Source organism: Chitinophaga flava (genome assembly GCF_003308995.1).
GTDB classification, from domain to species: Bacteria; Bacteroidota; Bacteroidia; order Chitinophagales; family Chitinophagaceae; genus Chitinophaga; species Chitinophaga flava.
On the sequence record NZ_QFFJ01000002.1, the window covers coordinates 1,571,146 to 1,591,494 of the forward strand.

General features: G+C 48.1%; 22 protein-coding genes. 8 read left to right on the forward strand and 14 right to left on the reverse strand.

Annotated elements, in window-relative coordinates; translation table 11 throughout:
* Window positions 1-20: 20 nt before the first annotated feature.
* The 8 genes from DF182_RS22600 to DF182_RS22635 all read right to left on the reverse strand — a co-directional run bounded on the left by DF182_RS22600 (window position 21) and on the right by DF182_RS22635 (window position 5,441).
* Window positions 21-764 carry a hypothetical protein gene (locus tag DF182_RS22600; RefSeq protein WP_113618058.1) on the reverse strand — a complete coding sequence of 248 codons (744 nt, stop codon included), beginning with the start codon at window positions 762-764 and terminating at the stop codon, window positions 21-23.
* Window positions 765-815: 51 nt separating this feature from the next.
* Entirely contained in the window at window positions 816-1,496 is a 681-nt protein-coding gene (locus tag DF182_RS22605) for a hypothetical protein (protein ID WP_113618059.1), read from the reverse strand.
* Between the two features lie 292 nt (window positions 1,497-1,788).
* A complete protein-coding gene (locus DF182_RS22610) occupies window positions 1,789-2,205 on the reverse strand; it encodes an SRPBCC domain-containing protein (RefSeq protein WP_113618060.1) in 417 nt (138 codons plus the stop codon).
* Between the two features lie 150 nt (window positions 2,206-2,355).
* Window positions 2,356-3,174, reverse strand: a complete 819-nt coding sequence (locus DF182_RS22615; RefSeq protein WP_161964224.1) for an alpha/beta hydrolase fold domain-containing protein — start codon at window positions 3,172-3,174, stop codon at window positions 2,356-2,358.
* Window positions 3,175-3,251: 77 nt separating this feature from the next.
* Window positions 3,252-3,713 carry a hypothetical protein gene (locus DF182_RS22620; RefSeq protein ID WP_113618062.1) on the reverse strand — a complete coding sequence of 154 codons (462 nt, stop codon included), beginning with the start codon at window positions 3,711-3,713 and terminating at the stop codon, window positions 3,252-3,254.
* Between the two features lie 26 nt (window positions 3,714-3,739).
* On the reverse strand, window positions 3,740-4,489 hold the full coding sequence (locus DF182_RS22625; protein WP_113618063.1) for an SDR family NAD(P)-dependent oxidoreductase: 750 nt from the start codon (window positions 4,487-4,489) through the stop codon (window positions 3,740-3,742).
* A gap of 84 nt (window positions 4,490-4,573) precedes the next feature.
* Window positions 4,574-4,858 (reverse strand): winged helix-turn-helix domain-containing protein, encoded by a 285-nt coding sequence (locus DF182_RS22630; protein ID WP_113618064.1) that lies wholly within the window; start codon window positions 4,856-4,858, stop codon window positions 4,574-4,576.
* Between the two features lie 10 nt (window positions 4,859-4,868).
* Window positions 4,869-5,441: a hypothetical protein gene (locus DF182_RS22635; RefSeq protein ID WP_113618065.1), complete on the reverse strand. Its 573-nt coding sequence runs from the start codon at window positions 5,439-5,441 to the stop codon at window positions 4,869-4,871.
* A gap of 185 nt (window positions 5,442-5,626) precedes the next feature.
* Between DF182_RS22635 and DF182_RS22640 the strand changes: the two genes are divergently transcribed.
* The 4 genes from DF182_RS22640 to DF182_RS22655 all read left to right on the forward strand — a co-directional run bounded on the left by DF182_RS22640 (window position 5,627) and on the right by DF182_RS22655 (window position 9,138).
* Complete coding sequence (locus DF182_RS22640) at window positions 5,627-6,226, forward strand: Crp/Fnr family transcriptional regulator (protein ID WP_113618066.1); 600 nt, start codon at window positions 5,627-5,629, stop codon at window positions 6,224-6,226.
* 74 nt (window positions 6,227-6,300) lie between these two features.
* The gene (locus tag DF182_RS22645) at window positions 6,301-7,488 is read left to right on the forward strand and encodes a DUF418 domain-containing protein (protein ID WP_161964225.1); all 1,188 of its coding nucleotides are present in this window, start codon (window positions 6,301-6,303) and stop codon (window positions 7,486-7,488) included.
* 24 nt (window positions 7,489-7,512) lie between these two features.
* Window positions 7,513-8,556: a bifunctional transcriptional activator/DNA repair enzyme AdaA gene (locus DF182_RS22650; protein WP_113618068.1), complete on the forward strand. Its 1,044-nt coding sequence runs from the start codon at window positions 7,513-7,515 to the stop codon at window positions 8,554-8,556.
* A gap of 45 nt (window positions 8,557-8,601) precedes the next feature.
* Window positions 8,602-9,138 (forward strand): RNA polymerase sigma factor, encoded by a 537-nt coding sequence (locus DF182_RS22655; RefSeq protein ID WP_113618069.1) that lies wholly within the window; start codon window positions 8,602-8,604, stop codon window positions 9,136-9,138.
* Between the two features lie 85 nt (window positions 9,139-9,223).
* Here the strand turns inward: DF182_RS22655 and DF182_RS22660 are convergent, their stop codons facing one another.
* Window positions 9,224-9,565: a carboxymuconolactone decarboxylase family protein gene (locus tag DF182_RS22660; protein ID WP_113618070.1), complete on the reverse strand. Its 342-nt coding sequence runs from the start codon at window positions 9,563-9,565 to the stop codon at window positions 9,224-9,226.
* Between the two features lie 80 nt (window positions 9,566-9,645).
* Here DF182_RS22660 and DF182_RS22665 point away from each other — a divergent pair, with 80 nt between their 5' ends.
* Window positions 9,646-10,209 (forward strand): Crp/Fnr family transcriptional regulator, encoded by a 564-nt coding sequence (locus tag DF182_RS22665; protein ID WP_113618071.1) that lies wholly within the window; start codon window positions 9,646-9,648, stop codon window positions 10,207-10,209.
* Between the two features lie 52 nt (window positions 10,210-10,261).
* Complete coding sequence (locus DF182_RS22670; RefSeq protein WP_113618072.1) at window positions 10,262-10,840, forward strand: NAD(P)H-dependent oxidoreductase; 579 nt, start codon at window positions 10,262-10,264, stop codon at window positions 10,838-10,840.
* A 6-nt stretch (window positions 10,841-10,846) separates the two neighbouring features.
* On the opposite strand, the gene DF182_RS22675 is transcribed toward DF182_RS22670, so the two are convergent.
* The 3 genes from DF182_RS22675 to nudK all read right to left on the reverse strand — a co-directional run bounded on the left by DF182_RS22675 (window position 10,847) and on the right by nudK (window position 12,748).
* Window positions 10,847-11,221, reverse strand: coding sequence for a VOC family protein (locus DF182_RS22675; RefSeq protein ID WP_113618073.1), 375 nt, complete (start codon window positions 11,219-11,221; stop codon window positions 10,847-10,849).
* 79 nt (window positions 11,222-11,300) lie between these two features.
* Window positions 11,301-12,095 carry an AraC family transcriptional regulator gene (locus DF182_RS22680; protein ID WP_113618074.1) on the reverse strand — a complete coding sequence of 265 codons (795 nt, stop codon included), beginning with the start codon at window positions 12,093-12,095 and terminating at the stop codon, window positions 11,301-11,303.
* A 74-nt stretch (window positions 12,096-12,169) separates the two neighbouring features.
* A complete protein-coding gene (nudK, locus tag DF182_RS22685) occupies window positions 12,170-12,748 on the reverse strand; it encodes a GDP-mannose pyrophosphatase NudK (RefSeq protein ID WP_113618075.1) in 579 nt (192 codons plus the stop codon).
* 54 nt (window positions 12,749-12,802) lie between these two features.
* On the opposite strand from nudK, the gene DF182_RS22690 reads away from it, so the two are divergent.
* Together DF182_RS22690 and DF182_RS22695 are read left to right on the forward strand one after the other, a co-directional pair.
* The gene (locus DF182_RS22690; protein ID WP_113618076.1) at window positions 12,803-13,561 is read left to right on the forward strand and encodes a DeoR/GlpR family DNA-binding transcription regulator; all 759 of its coding nucleotides are present in this window, start codon (window positions 12,803-12,805) and stop codon (window positions 13,559-13,561) included.
* Between the two features lie 21 nt (window positions 13,562-13,582).
* On the forward strand, window positions 13,583-17,608 hold the full coding sequence (locus DF182_RS22695) for a DEAD/DEAH box helicase (protein WP_113618077.1): 4,026 nt from the start codon (window positions 13,583-13,585) through the stop codon (window positions 17,606-17,608).
* A gap of 8 nt (window positions 17,609-17,616) precedes the next feature.
* Here the strand turns inward: DF182_RS22695 and DF182_RS22700 are convergent, their stop codons facing one another.
* Window positions 17,617-18,372 (reverse strand): SDR family NAD(P)-dependent oxidoreductase, encoded by a 756-nt coding sequence (locus tag DF182_RS22700; RefSeq protein WP_113618078.1) that lies wholly within the window; start codon window positions 18,370-18,372, stop codon window positions 17,617-17,619.
* Between the two features lie 15 nt (window positions 18,373-18,387).
* The gene (locus DF182_RS22705; protein ID WP_113618079.1) at window positions 18,388-20,103 is read right to left on the reverse strand and encodes an IlvD/Edd family dehydratase; all 1,716 of its coding nucleotides are present in this window, start codon (window positions 20,101-20,103) and stop codon (window positions 18,388-18,390) included.
* Window positions 20,104-20,349 lie beyond the last annotated feature (246 nt).

Below are 20,349 nucleotides of genomic sequence, written 5' to 3' on the forward strand. Positions count from 1 at the left end.
TGAGAGGATGTTCAGCGTGCTCAGGAGGGCGCTGTAAAGGTAAAGGTGCAGGCCATAGTGGTGAGGGTATTGGGTCTGCCGCCTCCTGCCCATCCGCTCATAAACAAACCGATGGTGTAAGTAGCTCCACGGCCGATGGTGATGCCATTGATATAGGCACTGCCTCTGGCCTTGTCTACCTGAATGTTGTTACTATAATCCGGCTGACGGGTGTAGGAAGCTTGTGATGATTCCCATACGCCGATCCAGGCGCCATTTGTTTTAGGAAATACTCCCGGAGGCAGAATAAAATCAGCGGTCAGAGAGTTACCGCCAATATAACCCACCTTCACGGAAGAAGAGAAGGGTGCTATTGGATCTCCGCCAATGGCAGGCACAAATGCGGTAGCACAAACGTTACCGTATTTCTGTTGACCGGAACCCAGTTCCGGGCCTACTGAATAACCCAATACATAGCTGTACAGGTCGAGGTTGAGGCCTTCAAAGATAGCATCACCGTTGGGGGTGTCTTTGTCTATTTTTTTAGTCTTATAGGCAGGACTGTCCCAGGGAATGGTTTCATCCGCGTTTTGCCAGATGGAGACAGTGTTTCCGTAAGTGGAGGGTTTGTTGCCAGGGAGGGTGTCAAAGTAAATGGAAACAAAGTTTTGTCCCACCTGACCTATGCCCAGGGTAATCCCTTTACCAGAGACGGCCTGAACACGAATAGAGTCTTTGGCCAGCTGGGCCTTTTTCTGCTCCAGGGTTTCCTGTGTTAGTTCCATGATTAAGATAGTTTAGTTGTGAGAAATAAAATATTCCTGTTTGTTACCAGTTTACGATGTTGTGAAATAGAGCATGGCGGCGGCATTGCAAATACACTGTGGCCAATTGGATGATCCTAAAGGCCCCATGAAATAGATAAGTGTATAAGCTGCGTTCGGGTCAATAGTTACATTGGTGATTCCTGCAGAACCCTGGCTGGCGTTGCTTGTGATCACGGTTTGCCCTAATGGCGGTACTGCGAAATAGGGAGAAGCAAATCCTTCCCATAGCCCTACCCAGTTCTGATAGAACCCGGGTAGATAACCAGGTAATGTCACGTAGTTCAACGTGATCGAATTGGTGTCCACTCTGCTTATGGAAATAGTAACAGTGTACGGGACTATTTCCATATAGTCTACAGATAGGATCTGGGCACAAGTGCAGATATCCGATATCATGTTGCCTACACCATAACCCAGGGTATAATTGGTTGGCTTTATAGTTAAACCGTGGATTACAAAATCACCTTGTTCATTGTCACCCGGGACAAGTACATGCTTTATTGGAGTTATATTCCAGGGTATCGTTGCAGAGGGCCACAGCGATACATAGTTCTCATATAAATTAGGCTGGTTACCAGGTAAGCCTTTGTACTTGACAGCGATGGTGTCAGCTGTAACATCCTTTACTTCCAGGGAGCAAGTATACAGCTCAACAGGGGTAGCTATTATTTTACCTGCCTGATATGACATCTTTTTGAAGTGAAAAATGGGGCCATGCTGGTTATCTGAGGTTGTTGCAACATACTATTGGTGACAGCTATTCTGAAGAAGTCTAGCAACTAAAACCATGAGCCTGTATACGAAAGAAGATTATAGCATACAGGCTCCTTTTTATGAAGTTAATACATTATTCAAATAAAAAAGCGGAGTTTCAAAAAAAAATATAGTCCACATGACCCGAGTGTGGATGAGGCTTGCTACTGGTGTGTTGAGATATGTTGAGTCTGATTTTATTTTGATTATGTTAGAAATCCTTATAGTATTATAGTTGCTCTACATATCCTTTGAAGGTGTTTAATACACCTGCACAGAATTCCTGTTGTGCTTCTGCCGGCATGTTGGCATCCGGTTCAAAGAGCTCCGTGATTTTTACGCCGTTTTCGGCGACTTCAAACAAGTCAGTTGTTTTTCTGCCATCAGTAGTGGTGTAGCTGAGTTTCTTGTACAGGACCACTTCATCGTAAGCTCCTTCAAAGTTGAAACCATCGCTGTCATCTTTTGCTTTCATTACAAAAAGGAATCTGCCACCAGGACGAACATCGTTCTCTGCATGTGGTGTATGCCAGTCATTCGATGGGGTGTTCCAGTTTCTGATGTGTCCGGGATCTGTCCAGCAGGCCCATACTGTTTCGATCGGCGCCTGTACCAGCGTTGTTGCGGAAATTAAATGCGTGTTCATATATTAAAGATATATTTACTAAAGTACATGTTTCAATCTGAAAATCCAGGGTGGGATACGACAGAAAAAGGGGCTTTAACGACAACACTATAACAAGACCAGGCCTTTCCATGACAGGAAAGGCCTGGATAAGCATGGCGGAAGGAAAGATTATTTTTCAACGAATATTTTAATGTTTTCCAGCGCGTTGATAGCCGCAACAGAATGGATATCTGTGAGCATCCATACATGTGTCTGATTTTCGAATACCATCAGGTTTGTTTGTGGCTGTATCTTTGACGCTTTTTCATAAAAGGAAAAGCTATCATCAAAGAGTACTTCCTGTGTACCCACCATGATCAGCACAGGCGGTAGCTGTTTAAATATCAGCTGGCTGGGATCTGCTTCTCTGATACGATCTTGTCCGTAATAACCAGCATATTTTTTCATTTCCTCCTGTGTAAGGATGGGATCTTTCCTGGTATGGTAGGATTCGTTTTCACAACTGAGGTCCAGCCATGCAGAGATCAGCACGATGCCGGCAGGAGTTTTCACATGGTTGTTGTAGATATCGTAAAGGCTGGATAACAGAATACCGCCACCGGCGCTGTCACCTATGAGAAACAGGTTAACATCGGGGTGGGCGGCAGCGATAGCAGTATATACGCTGGTGGCATCATTCCTGCCTTGCGGAAAGGGATGTTCAGGTGCCAATGCATATTCTACAAACAGGATTTTCCGTTTTAACGAAGCGGCGAAATGAGTGATCATGGCTTTGTGCGACTGAAAGGAGCCCAGTGCATAAGACCCGCCATGAAGGAATAAAATAATATCCCGACTGTCGATAGTGGGTGGCGTAAACCAGTAACAGGGAACGTTATCAATTAATTCATTTGTTATGGTGACTGTTTCATTCGGAGGGTATATATTTCCCAGCTGATCGAAGAATTTTCTGGTCTCCTGTATTTGAGGAACAAGTGATGTATCCATGTTATGATTGATAGTTTGGGATATTCCGTGTAAGATAGAAATTTTCAAGAGCAAGCTCGTAATGATACTGGTCATGATTATTTATACAAGGCTTTTAATGCCATGATCAATGTTAGCAGAGAGATGAGTTGCAGCAGGTTTCTGGAGGTAGTCCATGTCAGCCATGTTTTACTTCTTTTCAGGAGTTCGGGAGTGGCGGGTGTATCTGCGGACATCTTAGCAAAAGCGAGTATCTCCCTCACAAAATAGGTGGCGGTAGGTATTGCTACCAGCAGAAAAGAGGCGAGGGTAAAGAGCAGGTAAAGCCGTACTGCCGGTAAGGTCCAGTTGGTGATCAGGGTGGTGATGAAGGATAATAAAAATGAGATCTGTAGTGGTATCCAGAACTTCGATGAGTTTTTGGTTTGTTGGTTGATCAGCCCGAAGGAGTGGGGCGGATTTTCAAACCATTTGGGTATCCGGAACAGTCTTTCATAACTGCCGGCGATGAAGATCAGTGTAGCCACGATGGTGGCTGTCCATAGTGCAATGGTGTTCATAAAACTATTGTTGATATGAAGATGGATTATCCGGCGGTGATGCCACCGTCGATGGCCAGTGCGGCGCCGGTAATAAATGCGGAGGCATCAGTCGCAAGAAAAGTAATCATTGGGATGATGTCTTCCATCGTTGCTATTTTTCCGGTAGGCATGGCTGCTGCTATTTTTTCAAACATGCCTGGCTGGGCCGATACACGCTGTAGCCATTGTTCTGTTTGAATAGCGCCAACTACCAGTGCGTTGATCCGTAGCTGATTTCTGGCCTGTTCCAGTGCGGCTGCTTTGGTGAGGCCGATGATGCCGTGTTTGGCAGCCACGTAGGCGGCTATACCCTGGCCAACGCCTTTTACTCCTGCTATGCTGGCGGTATTGATAATACTGCCGCCGGTTTGTTTCATGGCCTGGATCTCATATTTCAGTGCGTGGAAGGTGCCTGTCAGGTGCAGGTTGACCGTATCAATAAACTGTTCACTGCTCATCTGCTCCAGGGGGCCTGTGTACAGGTTGGCGCCTGCATTGTTAAAGGCCACGTCAATACAGCCGTAAAGGCGGATTGTTTCCGATACCAGCTGTTCCACCTGTTGTTCTATAGTCACATCTGCCTGTATAAAGGTGGCCTCCAGTTTTTCGGCTCTGATGGCGGCTTCCAGCGCTTTGCCCTGTTCGGCGCGTCTGCCGCAGAAAACCACCCTGGCTTGTTGTGCTGCGAAAGCTTTTGCTGTGGCGGCACCCAGTCCTGATGTGCCTCCGGTGATTAATACTACTTTATCTTTCATTATTTATGTGTTAATATAGTTTGTGTTGCAAACTAAAAAAATAAAAAACAACTGCAGCTGTTTCCCGGATGAAAAATCATCCTGTTACAGGTGCAGGTACTTTTTGATGTCTTCCACGTATTTTTCGAAGGCTTTTCTCCCCTTGGGGGTTAGTTTGCAAATAGTATGCGGATAATTGCCCTTGAATGTTTTGATCACTTCTATATATTCTGCCTCACTCAGTTTCTTTATCTGATGGCTCAGGTTTCCCTGTGTTGTTTTTGTCACGTCCATCAGATGTCCGAAATCTGCCTGTTTTAGCTTCACCAGCACAGATATTATGGCCAGCCGCACAGGCGTGTTTAAAACAGGATCTAACTCATTATACATCAGTTCCTGATTATGCGTTTGAATGTTTAAGTAAATAGCCGGGAATAAGGTAGCCGGTAAGTACCGCTATCGCCTGAAGCAGTGGCTGGTATTGGCCGGGTACAAATACGCAGGCTGCTGAAAAAGCAAAGAATAATATCCCTCCAATCATCAGTGGCTTGAAACGTAATACCAGCCCGGACACCAGCGTTCCCACACCTCCTATCAGCAGAGTGTAGGTAAAAGGAGGATATTGTTGTTTCAGATTGATCAGCACACTTAGTATAAAGCCAATGCCCAGTACCAACCAGAGGTTTTTCAGATAAAAGCCCAGGTAGGTTTGGGAAACCTGTTGCCCTGATCTGTAATTAACAAGAGAGACAACAATGCCTATTGTCACAAATACCGGAAACGGGAGAAAGAATAATTTAAAAGAAGTAAAAGACTGCAAAACAAAAAACAGCAGGCTGGCAGCGGCAATCAGCCATCCCCATAAAAGAAACAGATAACTGTGTCCTTTAATATTCTCCTTCGTTTGTGCAATCGCCTCCGTAATAATTTTTAATCCCTGTAAGGGTTCCAGGTTATGCTCCATTGTTTCCATCTGAATGCAGACATTTATGACAAATGTAAATGTAGTTTGTGATACAAACCAAATTATTTTATAAGCGGTTCATAATAGCGGGAAATGCAGTACAAAGATCTTCCTCCATCTATGCCTACCTCCATGCTAATACGAATGTTGTCTATAGATAATCCCAGTCCATACTCTTTGGTATTCTAAAACAAATGTTACACTTAATCCCTTATCTTGAACCCATGAAATACCAGGAAGCAGAAATTGTGCAATTGCTCACCACGGCCTTTCAGGACAAAACTGTGCATAACGCCTATTATGAAGCGGCTCAGGAGAAGGCGTTTAAAAAAGGAGACCTGTTGCTGGAACAGGGACAGATATGTCGTTACAGTTATGAAATCCTGTCTGGCTCAGTGAGGGGATATTACCTGAAAGACGGTCGGGAAGTGACTACTGCCTTTTGTTTTGCGGGCGACCCGGTCTTGTCGCTGGAAAGCGCCACCCGGCAAACACCCAGCCAGGAAACGTTTGAAGTGCTGGAGGACGCTGTGATAGAAGTGGTGTCTATAGAGAAACTGTTACAGTTGCGCCAACGTTTTCCGGTATTTGAAAAAGTATGGACACTAAGTATAGAAGCTTATGCCATCTGGCTGGAAGAGAGACTGGCCAGCCTACAGTTTGCCACCGCTAAAGAGCGGTATGATCAGCTGGTAGACAGATATCCGGAGATCATCCGTAAAGCTCAGCTGCAACACATCGCTTCCTACCTGGGCATTACGCTGGAAACACTCAGCCGGATCAGGGCCCGCTGATTATTTGACATATGTCAAATGCCTTGTGGTAATTACCGGGGAACTTTGCCGCATCGAAAAAATGAATGTTTTTTATGCAGTTATCAGTTCCCGTCATTCCGGCACAAGCCGGCCGCATCGATTCACTGGACGCTATCAGAGGGGTAGCGCTCGGAGGTGTGTTGTTGGTAAACATGGGGCTTTTTTCTTTCCCGGCACTTTATCTCGACCCGTTGCAGTATTGGTCTGGCAACTGGAACAAAGGAGTGGCGCTTTTTATCAGCTTTATCGGAGAAGGAAAATTTGTTTCCATGTTTTCTTTCCTGTTTGGCCTGGGTTTTACACTCTTCCTGCGCAGCGCTGAAAAAAAAGGACTTCCGCCGGTAACCTTGTTTTTACGCCGCCTGCTGGTATTGCTGGGGATAGGGATGATACATGCTCATTTTATCTGGTTCGGAGATGTATTGTGCTTTTACAGTGTGTTTGGGGCCATATTGCTGCTTTTCAGGAATAAGTCTCCGGAATCCTTGCTGAAGTGGGCTTTGGGATTGCTGGTGATACCTGTTGTGTTGTTTGTACTGGCAGGCACTATCATAGGACCTGTTTTTTTTGAAGATGTATCTAATGCAAAAGTGGGGTATACTGCCCTTGATATCTATCGCTCCGGCTCTTTCCGCCAGCTGTGGGCTCAGAATGGAATAGACCTGCTAACCACTCGTATCGGTTATCTGATGGAAGGCCCGGTTATATTTGCCATGTTCCTGCTGGGTGCGTATAGCGGGAAAAGGCAGCTTTTCCGTCATCCGGATGTACACATGACTTTTTTCAGACAAGTACAACTTTGGGGTGCTGTTATCGGATGGCCCGTGGCGGTGGCAACGTTGTTGTATACCCCACCAGGACCTGGTGATGCTATGTTCAACTACCTGCAGGTGGCCAGTACCTATATTGCCGGTCCGGCTATTGGTATCTTTTATATTGCCACCCTGACCCGTCTGCTGCAATCTCCCCGCTGGCAGGAGTGGATGCGTCCCTTTCAGGCTGCCGGCAAAATGGCGGCTACCAATTACCTGATGCAGTCGGTTTGCTGTGTGTCTATCTACTATAGCTTTGGCGGCGGCCTCTATGGCTATGCCGGTCCGGCTACCATTTTCCTGATATGGCTGCTGTTGTTTTCGATACAGCTGGTGATCAGCTCCTGGTGGATGTCTCATTTCCGTTTTGGCCCGGTAGAATGGATATGGCGGAGATTGACCTATGGCAAATGGTATACTGAAAAATAATCAGGCATCCGTTAACTTTATGGTATGCTCACAAACGAAGTCATGTATAAAGCGCTGGTGGATAAAGATCCTGTTTACGAAGGGGCTTTTATTGCAGCGGTGAAAACAACCGGTATATTCTGCAGGCCTACCTGTACCGCCAAAAAACCTAAGCTGGAGAACGTAGAGTTCCTGACAACCATCAAAGAGGCTGTTCAGAAGGGATACCGGCCCTGTAAGGTGTGCAGACCCCTGGAAAAACCGGGAGAAACACCGGCATTCATCAGCGGTATCCTGAAGGAGCTGGAAGCCGATACCGGACTGCGGTTCAGGGATGAAGACCTGGTCAGTAGAGGAATAGAACCCAGCAGGATCAGAAGATGGTTTCTGAAAAATCATGGTATCACTTTTCATGCCTTTCAGCGGATGTCGCGTATTAATGCGGCTTTTAAGAAGATACAGGATGGTGCCACAGTGACCGATGCGGCCTTTGGCAGTGGTTATGAATCCCTGAGTGGTTTTGCGGAGTCCTTTAAGACGCTGATAGGGGTGTCGCCTTCTCATAGCCGCGACAAACGTATCATTCATGTTACGCAGCTGGAGACACCGCTGGGGACCATGTTTGCCGGTGCGGTAGAAGAAGGGGTGTGTTTACTGGAATTCGCTGACCGTAAAATACTGGAGCAGGAGCTGAAAGCGCTGAAGCAACTTTTGAATGCCAATATCATCCCGGGTGATCATCCACATTTTGCCGTACTGCGGCAGGAGTTGGAGGAATATTTTGAGGGAAGAAGAAAAGTGTTTTCGGTACCCTTGCTGATGCCAGGTACGGAGTTTCAACAGGCGGTATGGCAACTGTTGCAGACAGTGGCTTATGGAGAAGTCCGGACCTATAAAAAGCAGGCGACCATCCTGCAGCGCCCGGATGCAGTACGGGCTGTAGCCCATGCCAACGGTATGAACCGTATTTCCATCCTGGTACCCTGCCACCGCATTATCTCAGAAGATGGCAGCCTGACGGGCTATGGCGGCGGTATCTGGCGCAAGCAGTGGCTGCTGGACCTGGAAAAAAAATATCTTCATGGGTGATAATCCGTTGATTCCGGTATGAATAGCTGAAAAAACCTTGTTTTAATGAACACAACAGCCGACGGTATTTTAGTAGAGCAGTTGAAAGCCGGTGACAGGGCCGCTTCAGCTGCCTTATATCAACAGTATTTTCCAATGGTGGCCATATATGTGCAGCAAAACAGCGGTAATCAGGCAGATGCCGAAGATATCTTCCAGGAGACCTTACTGGTATTGCTGCAGCAAATTCAAAAGCCTGGGTTTGTGTTATCATCTTCCCTGAAAACGTTTGTATACGCCATCGCCAGAAACCTGTGGTGCAAGCGGCTCAGAGACAATCGTGTGTTTTTGCCGGGAGATGATGCCATCCCTGAAGAATCCTGTACAGCGGAACTTTTCCCCGAGAAGCCTGCTACAGACAATATTAATGGTTGGTTGGACCGTATCACCTACAACTGTAAACGTATACTGAAAGCCCTCTTTTTTTATCAGCAGCCGATGGCACTGCTGGCACGCAGGATGGGCTGGAAGAACAAACATACGGCAGACAACCAGAAATATAAATGCCTGCAGCAGCTGAGAAAAGTTGCAACCCAACGGTAAATGGCTGTCCCGGAGCTGTATCCTATAGTGGTTCTTGAATTCCGGATATTGTCTAAGCAGCTTCGGGACAGCCATGTCCGTTCGTTTATTTGATTTCCGTTCCGGCGGAAAACAACTTCATGGTCAGCAGCCCATAGCCCAGTGTAGCACCCGACCGTACTGCGGCTGCGATCATAATCACTTCGGCCATTTCTTCCTTGGTAACTCCCAGCATACCGGCTTTGCCGGTATGCTTTTCCAGACAATAAGGGCACTGTGTTGTCAGTGCTACCGCTATAGCAATCATCTCCTTGTATTTGGAGGGGATGGCAGATGGTTCCTCCAATGTGCTATGGTCAAAGTCCAGCCAGGCCTTGCCCTGCCGCGGTGCTCCCTGCAAAAGATCTTTGGCAAACAGCTTGTCTTCCGGTGTGGCATAATGTTTCATACAATTCTGTTTCTTCCTTAATACCCGGTGGCAGTAATTATCACCCAAAAACAAAAAAATAAATGTGATCTTTACCCATCATGGATATCAGAAAACTATCACAGCTGGCACTGCTGAATGAAGCCGACTTTGACCAGCTGGACGGCCTGTTGAAACCTGTTCACCTCGGAAAACAGGATTACTTCCTCCGCGAGGGGGCTGTTTGCAAACAGCTGGCTTTTATTCAATCAGGAGCCCTGCGTTCCTATTATGTAAAGGATAATGGAGAAGAGATCACCGACTGTATTCTTTTTGAGGGACAGATCGTAACTGCCTACACCAGCCTCATTATGGGAGTGCCTGCCTATGAACATATACAAGCCATCACCGATTGTGAACTACTGATCCTGGAGCGGGAAGATCTGTATCAACTGTATGATAATAATATCCGCTGGGCCAATACCGGCAGGGTTTTCGGCGAAATGGAATTTGTGATGATGGAACACCGGATCCGTTCCTTTCAACAGCATTCGTCCAAAGAACGTTATGCTGAGCTGGTCCGGAAACATCCGCGAATGATACAGCAGGTGCCCTTACAATACCTCGCTTCCTACCTGGGCATTACCCCGCAGCACCTCAGCCGCCTGCGCAAAAGCATTCTTTGATTTCTTAACATTTGTTCAGTGCCGGAAGTGAGGCTGCTGCTAGCTTTGCGGTATGAAAAAGATATTAATCATCAACGGGCATCCCGATACAGAAAGCTATAACTATGCCCTGCACAATGCTTATAAAACAAGTGCGCTGGAAGCCGGTGCCGAGGTATCAGAGATTATGCTGGGTCAGCTGCAGTTTGATCCCAATCTGCGCTATGGCTACCGTAAACGCATGGAACTGGAGCCAGACCTGCTGGAAGCCTGGGAAAAAATAAAAGCTGCCGAACATATTGTGTGGATATTCCCGCTGTGGTGGGGCTATCTGCCTGCTCTCACTAAAGGGTTTATTGACCGGCTTTTCCTGCCTGGTTTTGCATTCGCGAATAAGGAAAATAGTATGATGATAGAAAAGAAACTGCGTGGTAAAACTGCCCGTATCATCTGTACGATGGACACACCTATCTGGTATAATCACCTGTTTTACCGGAACACGGGCATGCGCGCTTTCCGTAGCCAGACCTTAAGTTTCTGCGGCATCAAAACGATAGGCACCACCTACATTGCCCCGGTAAAATATTTTAAGGACAGCCAGAAGGAAAAGGCTTTACAGAAAGTAGCTACTCTCGGACGAAGTTTGCGTTAACACGATCTATTTTACACTGGTAATCCACCAGATATTACCGCAGGGATCTTTTACACCACAGGTGCGGCCATAGCTCTGGTCGCTGAGTGGCATTACGCTGGTGGCGCCATTGTCAAGTGCGGTCTGGTAGCTGCTGTCGGCATCTTCTACATAAACAAAAAGATTGCCTGGCTGTGCCTTCCATTGTTCCCGGGCTTCACTGGTCATAATGGTGCTACCGCTGATCTGTATTTCTGCATGCCTGATGGTTTGGTTGTCATCATGCAACTCACGAAAGCTGACAGTTGCCTGAAATACTTGCTGGGTAAAGGTTAGAAAGCCATTGGCATTTTCGAGTGTCAGATAAGGCATAACGGCCTGATGTCCTGTGGGGATGTTCATAATATATGTGATTTACAGTGAAATAATAATGCGAAGCTATACCTGTTGCGGCAGGCAAAATTGGAAAAATCCGACATCTTTAGTCCATCCAGGCGGTAGCACCGGAACGGCCGGAGAAAAAAGTTTTGGGATGTTCTCCTGAAAATTCCCGGAAATCATGGATAAAATGGGACTGGTCGTAATAACCACATTCCAGCGCAATCTGTGTAAGAGAAAGAGGGGTAGGGCCATATTGATTGATCGCTGCATGAAAACGAACTATCCTCGAAAACATTTTAGGACTGAAACCTGCGTACTGCAGAAACTGTCTTTCGAATTGCCTTTCTGAAAGGAAATGGTCCTGTGCCAGCTGTTTTACCCTGATGAGGCCCCGGCTGCGAATCACAGTTTGTATCGCCTGGAAAACCGGTGGCTGCGCGTTGTAATGCCTGGATAAGCGCGTCTCCAGGAAGTCTTCTATTATTTTTATCCGTTGATGGTGATTGTCAGCGTGAAAGATTTTTTCTTCCAGCTGCCGGCCGGAGGTCTTCAATAAACCGGAGAGGTCAGGCATCTGGTTGGTCAGTTCGCTGGCAGGGATATCAAACAGCAAAGGAATTGCCTGCGGATAAAGATAAGCACCAAATAAACCAAATCCCTGATCTATATGGAACTTTCGGGTGGAGCTCGATTGTGCGTGTATGCCGGCGGTAAAGGATGATTGAATACGACCGTCTTTCAGGTATTCATTAAAACAGCCGTTGTAGTGAAACAACAGCTCAGGGCACATATCGGCCATGGAATAATGTGTATAAGGCTCGTTGCTTTCAAGTGCCCAGAAAAACCGCACGATGTCCCGGAATTTTTCGGAAGGGGGAAGGGTTTGGTATTTCATTGAATAAACCGTTTAGTGCCGGCAGATAAAGGTAATAAAGTTGTACCTATCTGCCAGCACCTTAGGCATCGGGGTTACAATAGCTGATGCAGCTGTGCGTACTGCAGCAGCATGATGGTTTTGCCATCGCGGATACGGCCGTCTTCAATCATAAGCAGCGCTTCTGTTGCTGATATTTCCAGTACTTCAATTTCTTCCTGTTCTTGCTCCAGCCCGCCGCCATTGGCCACTTTCATAGAGCCGTCGTAGGCTGCTACAAAAAAGTGCAGGATCTCAGTGACAGAACCAGGCGACATATAAGCTTCAAAGATTTTTTTTACTGCAGTGATCCGGTAGCCGGTTTCTTCTTCCGCTTCCCTGCGGATACAGTCTTCAGCATTGTTTTTGTCCAGAAGGCCGGCACAGGCTTCTATCAACATACCATCCTCATTACCGTTGATAAAGGAGGGCAGGCGGAACTGCCGCGTGAGAATAACAGTGTGCTGTACACTGTTGTACAATAATATGACTGCCCCATTGCCCCTGTCGTATGCTTCCCTTTCCTGCCTTTGCCAGGTACCATTTCTCTTCTTATAATCATAGGTCACTTTCCTCAGTGTGTACCAATTGTCCGACAATACTGCTGTATCAATGATTTTTACTTCTGGTGTCATAAAAATGATTATATTTGATCAATATTGATTGTTTTGATCAAAAGTATGTAAAAAATGGGATTTGAGGAAAGAAAACGCAAAATTTTAAAACTGCTGGACCAGGAAGAGAGTAAAGAAGTGCAGGAGATAGCAGACAAGCTGGGCATCTCGGCCATTACCATCCGGCGTGATCTGCAGCAACTGGCTACAGAAGGGCTGTTGGTACGCACTCACGGAGGAGCGATGAAAGCGCCGCCACTGCATCCGTTTTCTGCCTTTGTTGATAAAGCCGGTGTGGCACAGGAAAATAAGCAGCATATCGGTAAACTGGCCGCTGCACAGGTAAAGCCGGGTGATACGCTCTTCATGGACTGCGGCAGCACCGTGTTTGCCATGTGTCCCTACCTGAAAAAAACAGGCCCTCTGAGGATCATCACTAATTCATTGCCAGTACTGGCAGCGTTTATGGATACTGACCAGATCACCGTAAACCTGATTGGTGGCGAGGTAGACAGGGAAAGGAAAGCAGTTCACGGACAGCGGGCATTACAGCATATTGAAAGTTATCATGCTGTCAAAGCTTTCATCGGCACTGATGGGCTATCGGTCAAAAACGGTCTCACCGCTTTCAGCGAAAAAGAAGCCGGTATCAGCAAAGCCATGGCCACACAGGCGGACACGGTCTATCTCCTCTGTGATTCCTCCAAAATCGGAAAAGACAGCTATCTGAAATATGCACCCCTCAGCCTGGTTGATTTTCTGGTGACAGACCATCAGCTACCCGCTACTATGGCCGCACAACTGAAAGCAGGAGGGGTACGGCTTATTTCCTGAAAAACACGCTATTTTTGACGGATGATTAATGAAGCCTGGTACTTGCAGCGGTATCAATCACAGCAGGACGATGTGCGGCTGGTGATAGATGTGCTCTCCATATATCTTTATCCGTTAGATAAACACGCATTGTATGATGCCATTCAGCTGGTAGCGCCCATGACACGGCTGCGGCTGGATGAGGTTATACAGGAACTCCGGGAACAGGAACTGTTACAGTTGAACATCAACGGTCATTTCAGCCTGGCCGCAGCGCTCAACTTCGGCCTGTTCCCTTCCAATATCATACGCCCGGAATATCAGACCGTGCTGGACCGCTCCCGCCGCGCGCTGCATGCGTTTTATTCACTCAATGCACGGCTGCAGGATTTACAACAATTACTCACTGCTTATTTTACAGGCGATCGTTATCTGTTGTCGCCACCAATCAGAAGGATGGAACTGGAGCTGTCGGAGTATCAGCCATGGCTGTCCTATCTGCTCTTTTTCCCTGCTTATGAAGGATTGCTGCAGCTTTTCAGCGAAACTTCCATAGACAGCATCTTTACTTTTGCAGTGAAATATCATCTGTTACAACTGCCTCCCATGGAGGATTTGCAGGCTTTTGAACAAAGGCAGTCGTATCGTTTTCCGGAGTTACAGCTGTTGCAGGGCGATCTGCATACACCTTTCGGAGATATTACAGCTGATGATCTCTATGGAAATGCTGTCGTAGCACTTTACAAGGGAAATCCGGCAGAAGCACTGACCATCTTCGAAAAAGGTATCAAACGTCAACGGCAGTACGATAAAAAGAACACGTTGCCAGTGTCTCCCTTGTTTGCCTTTTATTATGCGCTCACGCTCATACTATTGCCGGGAGAGAAAAGTAATCCCCTCATCACTAAAATCCTCACGGCCTACGAAAGAAAACTATTTCCGGCAGTCACACCTGCCATCTGCCTGTTGTATCTGCATGCCGGCAAAAAGGAAAAGGCCGACAATCTGTTGCTGGTACTGCTGGAACGGAATGATCAACCACTGCTGAGCTATCTGTCTGTTATCACGCTGCAATTGTTGAACTCACGCAGCAAACTGCTGATCACTTTCCGGGTGAATGCCGATGTGTTGTTGCGAAAAGGTATGGAAAGACATTACCGCCTGCTCACTTACGAATACCTGTATTTATTCAGGGATGCCGGTTACGCGGGTTACGCGCCCGCATTTACGGCGGCTGCGGCTGTTGTACGTTATGCACCCGCGCTGTCATTGGTGCGGCATACAGCTGACTGGGAGCGTTTGCTGAATACATTGCTTACACCGGATGATCCTGGAGCTAAGGCGAAAGTCGCGCCTGCCCAGCGATTGATATATCTTGTAGACTTCGATCATTATAAGCTGCAGCCTGTATTGCAAACTGCCTCTGGTGATGGTTCCTGGAGCAGCGGCCGTCAGGTACCACTGAGGAAACTGAAAGAGGGAAGGGCGGAAGCGATGACAGACCAGGACCGTCGTATCGGTTCCGCGGTACAGAAGGACCATTATTACAATCACGATGGTGAAGCTTTTTCTTTTGATAATACTGTATGGGAAGAAATTGCAGGTCATCCTTATCTTTTCCTGGAAGATAATCCCGCTGTTCCGGTAGAGATCCTGAAAGGCGGGCCGGAACTAATAGTGAGTAATAACGGTAAGGGATATACGTTTAGTGCCAATATAGAAGATTATGTCAGTGATATAGTTTTTGTGAGAGAAACACCTACACGTCTAAAAATCATACGGCTTACACCGCAGCAACGACGGGTGTTACAAACACTGTCGCAGGTGCCGGTGGTGCCGGCAGAAGGCCGCGACAAACTCATGCAGGTACTGAAAAGTATCGGCGCACATCTCACTATTCATTCTGATCTGGGCGACGGCGCTATTAACATCCGCAGGAAAGAAGGTGATCCCCGCATAGTGATACAGCTGCTGCCGCTGGGGACCGGCCTGAAGGCGGCCCTGTTTGTAAAGCCTTTTACCATGGATCCGCCTTATTGCAAGCCTGGTGCAGGTGCTGCTCATATTATCGGTGTGAGCAATGGTGAACGCTGGCAGGCAACCCGCGATCTGGAGCTGGAAAAAAACAATGAGGCGCGGCTCACGGAAATGATACAACAGATCGTACCACAGGAACTGCTCGCTGATACACTTGTTTTTGAAGATCCGGTCGACTGTTTGGAGCTGCTGGACCTGATCCGTAGTCACCCCGACCTGGTAAGGGCGGAATGGCCGGAGGGCGAACGGTACAAGGTGAAGGAAGAAGTCAACTTCTCTCATGTGGCCATCTCCCTGAAAGAAAAAGGACATTGGTTCCTCTGTGACGGAGAAATAAGGGTAGATGAAAACCTGGTGTTTACCTTCCGCGAACTCCTGGATACCCGGCGTATTGTAAAAAAACGTTTTCTCGCATTACACAATGGTGAGTTTATCGCACTGACGAATGACTTACGTAAACGCCTCAACGAACTGGCCAGTTTCGCCATCCAGGACCCGAAAGGAGTAGGCATCCCCCGTTATGCGGCCCCCATGCTCGACGACTGGCTGGGAGAGGTTGGCAGAATGGAAGTAGATGCTGCCTGGAGCGCGTTTATCCGTAAACGTGATATGGCCATGGAATTGAACCCTGCAGTGCCTGTCACCTTACAAACTACCTTACGCCCTTATCAGGAAGAGGGCTTCCGCTGGATGGCCCACCTGGCAGCCTGGGGCGCCGGCGCCTGCCTCGCGGATGATATGGGACTTGGAAAAACCGTACAGGCTATCGCGTTATTATTGCACAGAGCCGCAGAAGGACCTGCGCTGGTGATATGCCCTGCATCGGTATTGCCCAACTGGATGAGTGAAATCAACCGTTTTGCTCCTTCTCTCAACATTATACAACTACCTACCGGTAAACGTGCCGCCCTGATCAAAAATGCTGGCGCCTTTGATGTGGTGATCACCACTTATGGTATTTTACAGTCAGAAGCTAAACTATTCGCCGCTGACAAGTGGACTACGGCAGTACTGGATGAAGCACATACCATCAAAAACTACCAGACCAAAACCTCTAAAGCTGCCATGGCCCTGCAGGCCGGTTTCAGACTGATGCTAACGGGAACGCCTATACAAAATCATATGGGCGAAATATGGAATCTCTTTAACTTCCTCAACCCCGGTCTGCTTGGAACATTGGATCATTTCAATGAACAGTTTGTATTCCCCAGCGTGCGTAATCCGGAGAGCACTGTAAAACAGCATCTCAAAAGATTACTGGCGCCGTTTATGCTGCGTCGTACCAAAACGGCTGTGCTGGACGAACTGCCTTCCAAAACGGAGATCACCCGGCTGGTGGATCTGTCTTACGAAGAGATGTCTCTTTACGAAGCTATCCGTCGTAAAGCTGTAGAGGCGCTCAAGATACCTGAAGATAATCTGGGCCGCCGGCAGATGAAAGCCCTGGCGGAAATCAGCCGGTTGCGTATGGCTGCCTGTCATCCTCAGCTGGTAGATGGAGAAAGCAATATCACCTCTTCCAAACTCAATGCTTTTATGGATATTGTACAGGAGCTGGTGTCCAATAACCACCGGGCGCTGGTGTTCAGTCAGTTTGTGCGCCACCTGGAGCTGGTGAAAGCCGCGCTGGATAGGGAAGGGATCACCTACCTGTATCTGGACGGTTCTACACCGATATCACAGCGAGAGCAGCGTGTAAAGGATTTTCAGGCCGGCAAAGGACAGCTGTTCCTGATCAGCCTGAAAGCCGGTGGGGTAGGGCTTAACCTCACCGCAGCCGATTACGTGGTACATATGGACCCCTGGTGGAACCCTGCCATTGAAGAACAGGCCTCTGATCGTGCACATCGTATCGGACAAACCAGACCTGTTACTATATATCGCCTGGTAGCACGACAAACTATCGAAGAAAAAATCATTGCCCTGCATCATAACAAACGTGATCTGGCCGACAGGCTGCTGGAAGGCAGTGATCAATCGGGTCGCCTTTCTGCGGAAGAGCTGATGGACCTGATTGCGGTAGGATACTGATATCCTGTTTAGGGTTGTGGGCTGGTGCTGGTCCATCCGCCGTCGATCACGAGGCTTTGGCCGGTAATATGCCTGGCCTGGTCCGAAACGAGAAACAGCGCGGCCTGGGCTATATCAGCCGTATAAGCGGGTCGGCCCATCGGTGTCAACCTCGACCAGGTATCGGCATAACCAGGTTCGGATAAGGTCCGTTCTGTGAGCGTAGCTCCTGGCGCAATCGTATTGACGGTAATCTTAAAAGGAGACAATTCAATTACCAGGTTTTTAGCCAGCATTTCGAGGGCTGCCTTGCTCATACCATAGGCGGCAAGGTCTTTATGAGCCTGGTGGCCGGTTACGGAGGAAGTAAAAAGTATAGCACCACCTTGTTGTTGTTTTTTCATTTGGTTGGCAGCTGCTTGTGCCAGGAAAAAGGTGCCTGCCAGATTCACCTGCATCACCCGGTTGAAGGCTTCCGGTGTATAGGTGAAGAAATCGCCGAACAATGTGATGCCGGCATTGGCGATAACAATATCCAGGCGGCCATACTGTGTAACGGCGGTGTTGACCATTTGCTGTATAAACACGAGGTCACTGGCGTCGCCCGGAAAGGACATGCACTGGCCCTTTTCAGCTGTAATGGTCTGCGTGGCCTGTTGAGCAAGTGCGGCATCCATATCATTTAAAATGACTGCAATGCCGGCTGCTGCCAGCTGACGGCATATTTCAAATCCAATACCCTGGCCTGCGCCGGTCACAATGGCCACTTTTTGTGCTGTTTTCATAACGGGAATATTTATTTAGTGAGAATCCCGGGCGACATCGCTACCGGAACTTCCTTTCAGAAAATCGAGGTCGGCGCCCAGGTGGGCCTGTTCTACATGTTGCTGGTACAGCTGTACATAACCCCGCTGTGCTACCGGATAGGAAGGTTGCCAGGCTGCTTTTCTTCTGGCTATTTCTTCAGGAGAAATAGCAGCATTGAGTGTTCGTCCGGCTACATCGATGGTGATCATATCACCATCCTGCAGAATGGCCAATGTACCGCCGGCTGCGGCTTCCGGAGATACATGCAGCACTACCGTGCCAAAGCCGGTGCCACTCATACGTCCGTCTGAGATCCTGACCATATCAGTAACCCCTTGTGCCAGCAGTTTGGCAGGCAGCCCCATATTACCTACCTCCGGCATGCCCGGATACCCTTTCGGACCAACGTTTTTCAACACCAGCACACTGTTTTCATCTACCTCCAGCTGAGGATCATCGATGCGGCGTTTGTAGTCATCTATATCTTCAAAGACCACCGCCCTGCCGGTATGCTGCATCAGCCGTGGAGTGGCCGCCGATGGCTTGAGTACTGCGCCCTGCTCGCAGATATTGCCTTTCAGGACCACAATACCGGACACATTGTTGAAGGGTGTTTCAAGAGAAGTGACAACCTCTTTATTATAGCTCACAGCATGGCGGTAATTGTCACCGATAGTATTGCTATTAGCGGTCAGACAGTCTTTATGCAGATGGGGGAGCAGGGCATTCATCACCGCAGGTAGTCCGCCCGCATAATACAGGTCTTCCATAAAATATAGTCCTGACGGCTGGAGATTGGCCAGCAGGGGGATATTGGTAGACCAGCAGTCGATATCTTCCAGGGTTACGTTGACGCCTATACGTCCGGCGATAGCCAGCAAATGCACTACAAAATTGGTAGATCCACCGATGGCGGCATTAACCATAATAGCATTCTCAAAAGCCTCACGGGTAAGGATATCCGAAGGCCGGCGATTGTCCCGGACCATCTTCACGATCTCCATGCCCGACAGATGGGCCAGCACCTTACGGGCCGCATCCGGCGCCGGAATAGCTGCATTTTGTGGCAGCGACAGTCCCAGCGCCTCCACCATACAAGCCATCGTAGACGCAGTACCCATCACCGCACAATGCCCGTCGCTTCTACACATGCCAGCCTCCGCCATCGCCAGTTCCTCGGTGCTCATCTTCCCGGAACGCAACTCTTCGCTGAACCGCCATATGTCACTGGTGCCAATACTTCTTCCCATATGCCTTCCCGTTAGCATCGCACCACCTGATACTACTATCGTAGGCAGATTGACACTGCAGGCTCCCATTACCAGCGCGGGCGTCGTCTTATCACATCCACAAAGTAGTACCACCCCGTCTAACGGGTTGGCACGTACGGACTCTTCCACATCCATGCTCACCAGGTTGCGATACAGCATTGCCGTAGGTTTGATCAGTGTCTCCCCCAGTGACATCACCGGAAACTCCAGCGGATAACCACCCGCCTCTATAACCCCCCGTTTTACCGATTCCGCCAGCTCCCTGAAATGGGAATTGCAAGGCGTTAGTTCAGACCAGGTATTACAGATGCCAATTACAGGTTTCCCTTCCAGCTCGTGGGCCGGAATGCCCTGTTTCTTCAGCCATGCGCGATATATAAAGCCGTCTTTGCCTTCCCGGGCAAACCATTGGCTGCTTCTTAATATTTGTTGCTCCATGATGCTTAATATACAAATTTCCCAGGACTAAAGTCCTGGGCTATATTGGATGGGTTGGTACGGAGGATTTTATTTAACAGGGGGGTAAGTTAAAGTAATGGACTGGATTAGATTTTATCTCAACAAGACATTCATCCATAACTTCCAGCTAATAAATAGCTAGTACATTCTAATAAATTTAAGCTAGCAAAATACCCCTTGCCTAATAAAAACCCCCGTACTAACCCATCCAATATAGCCCAGGGC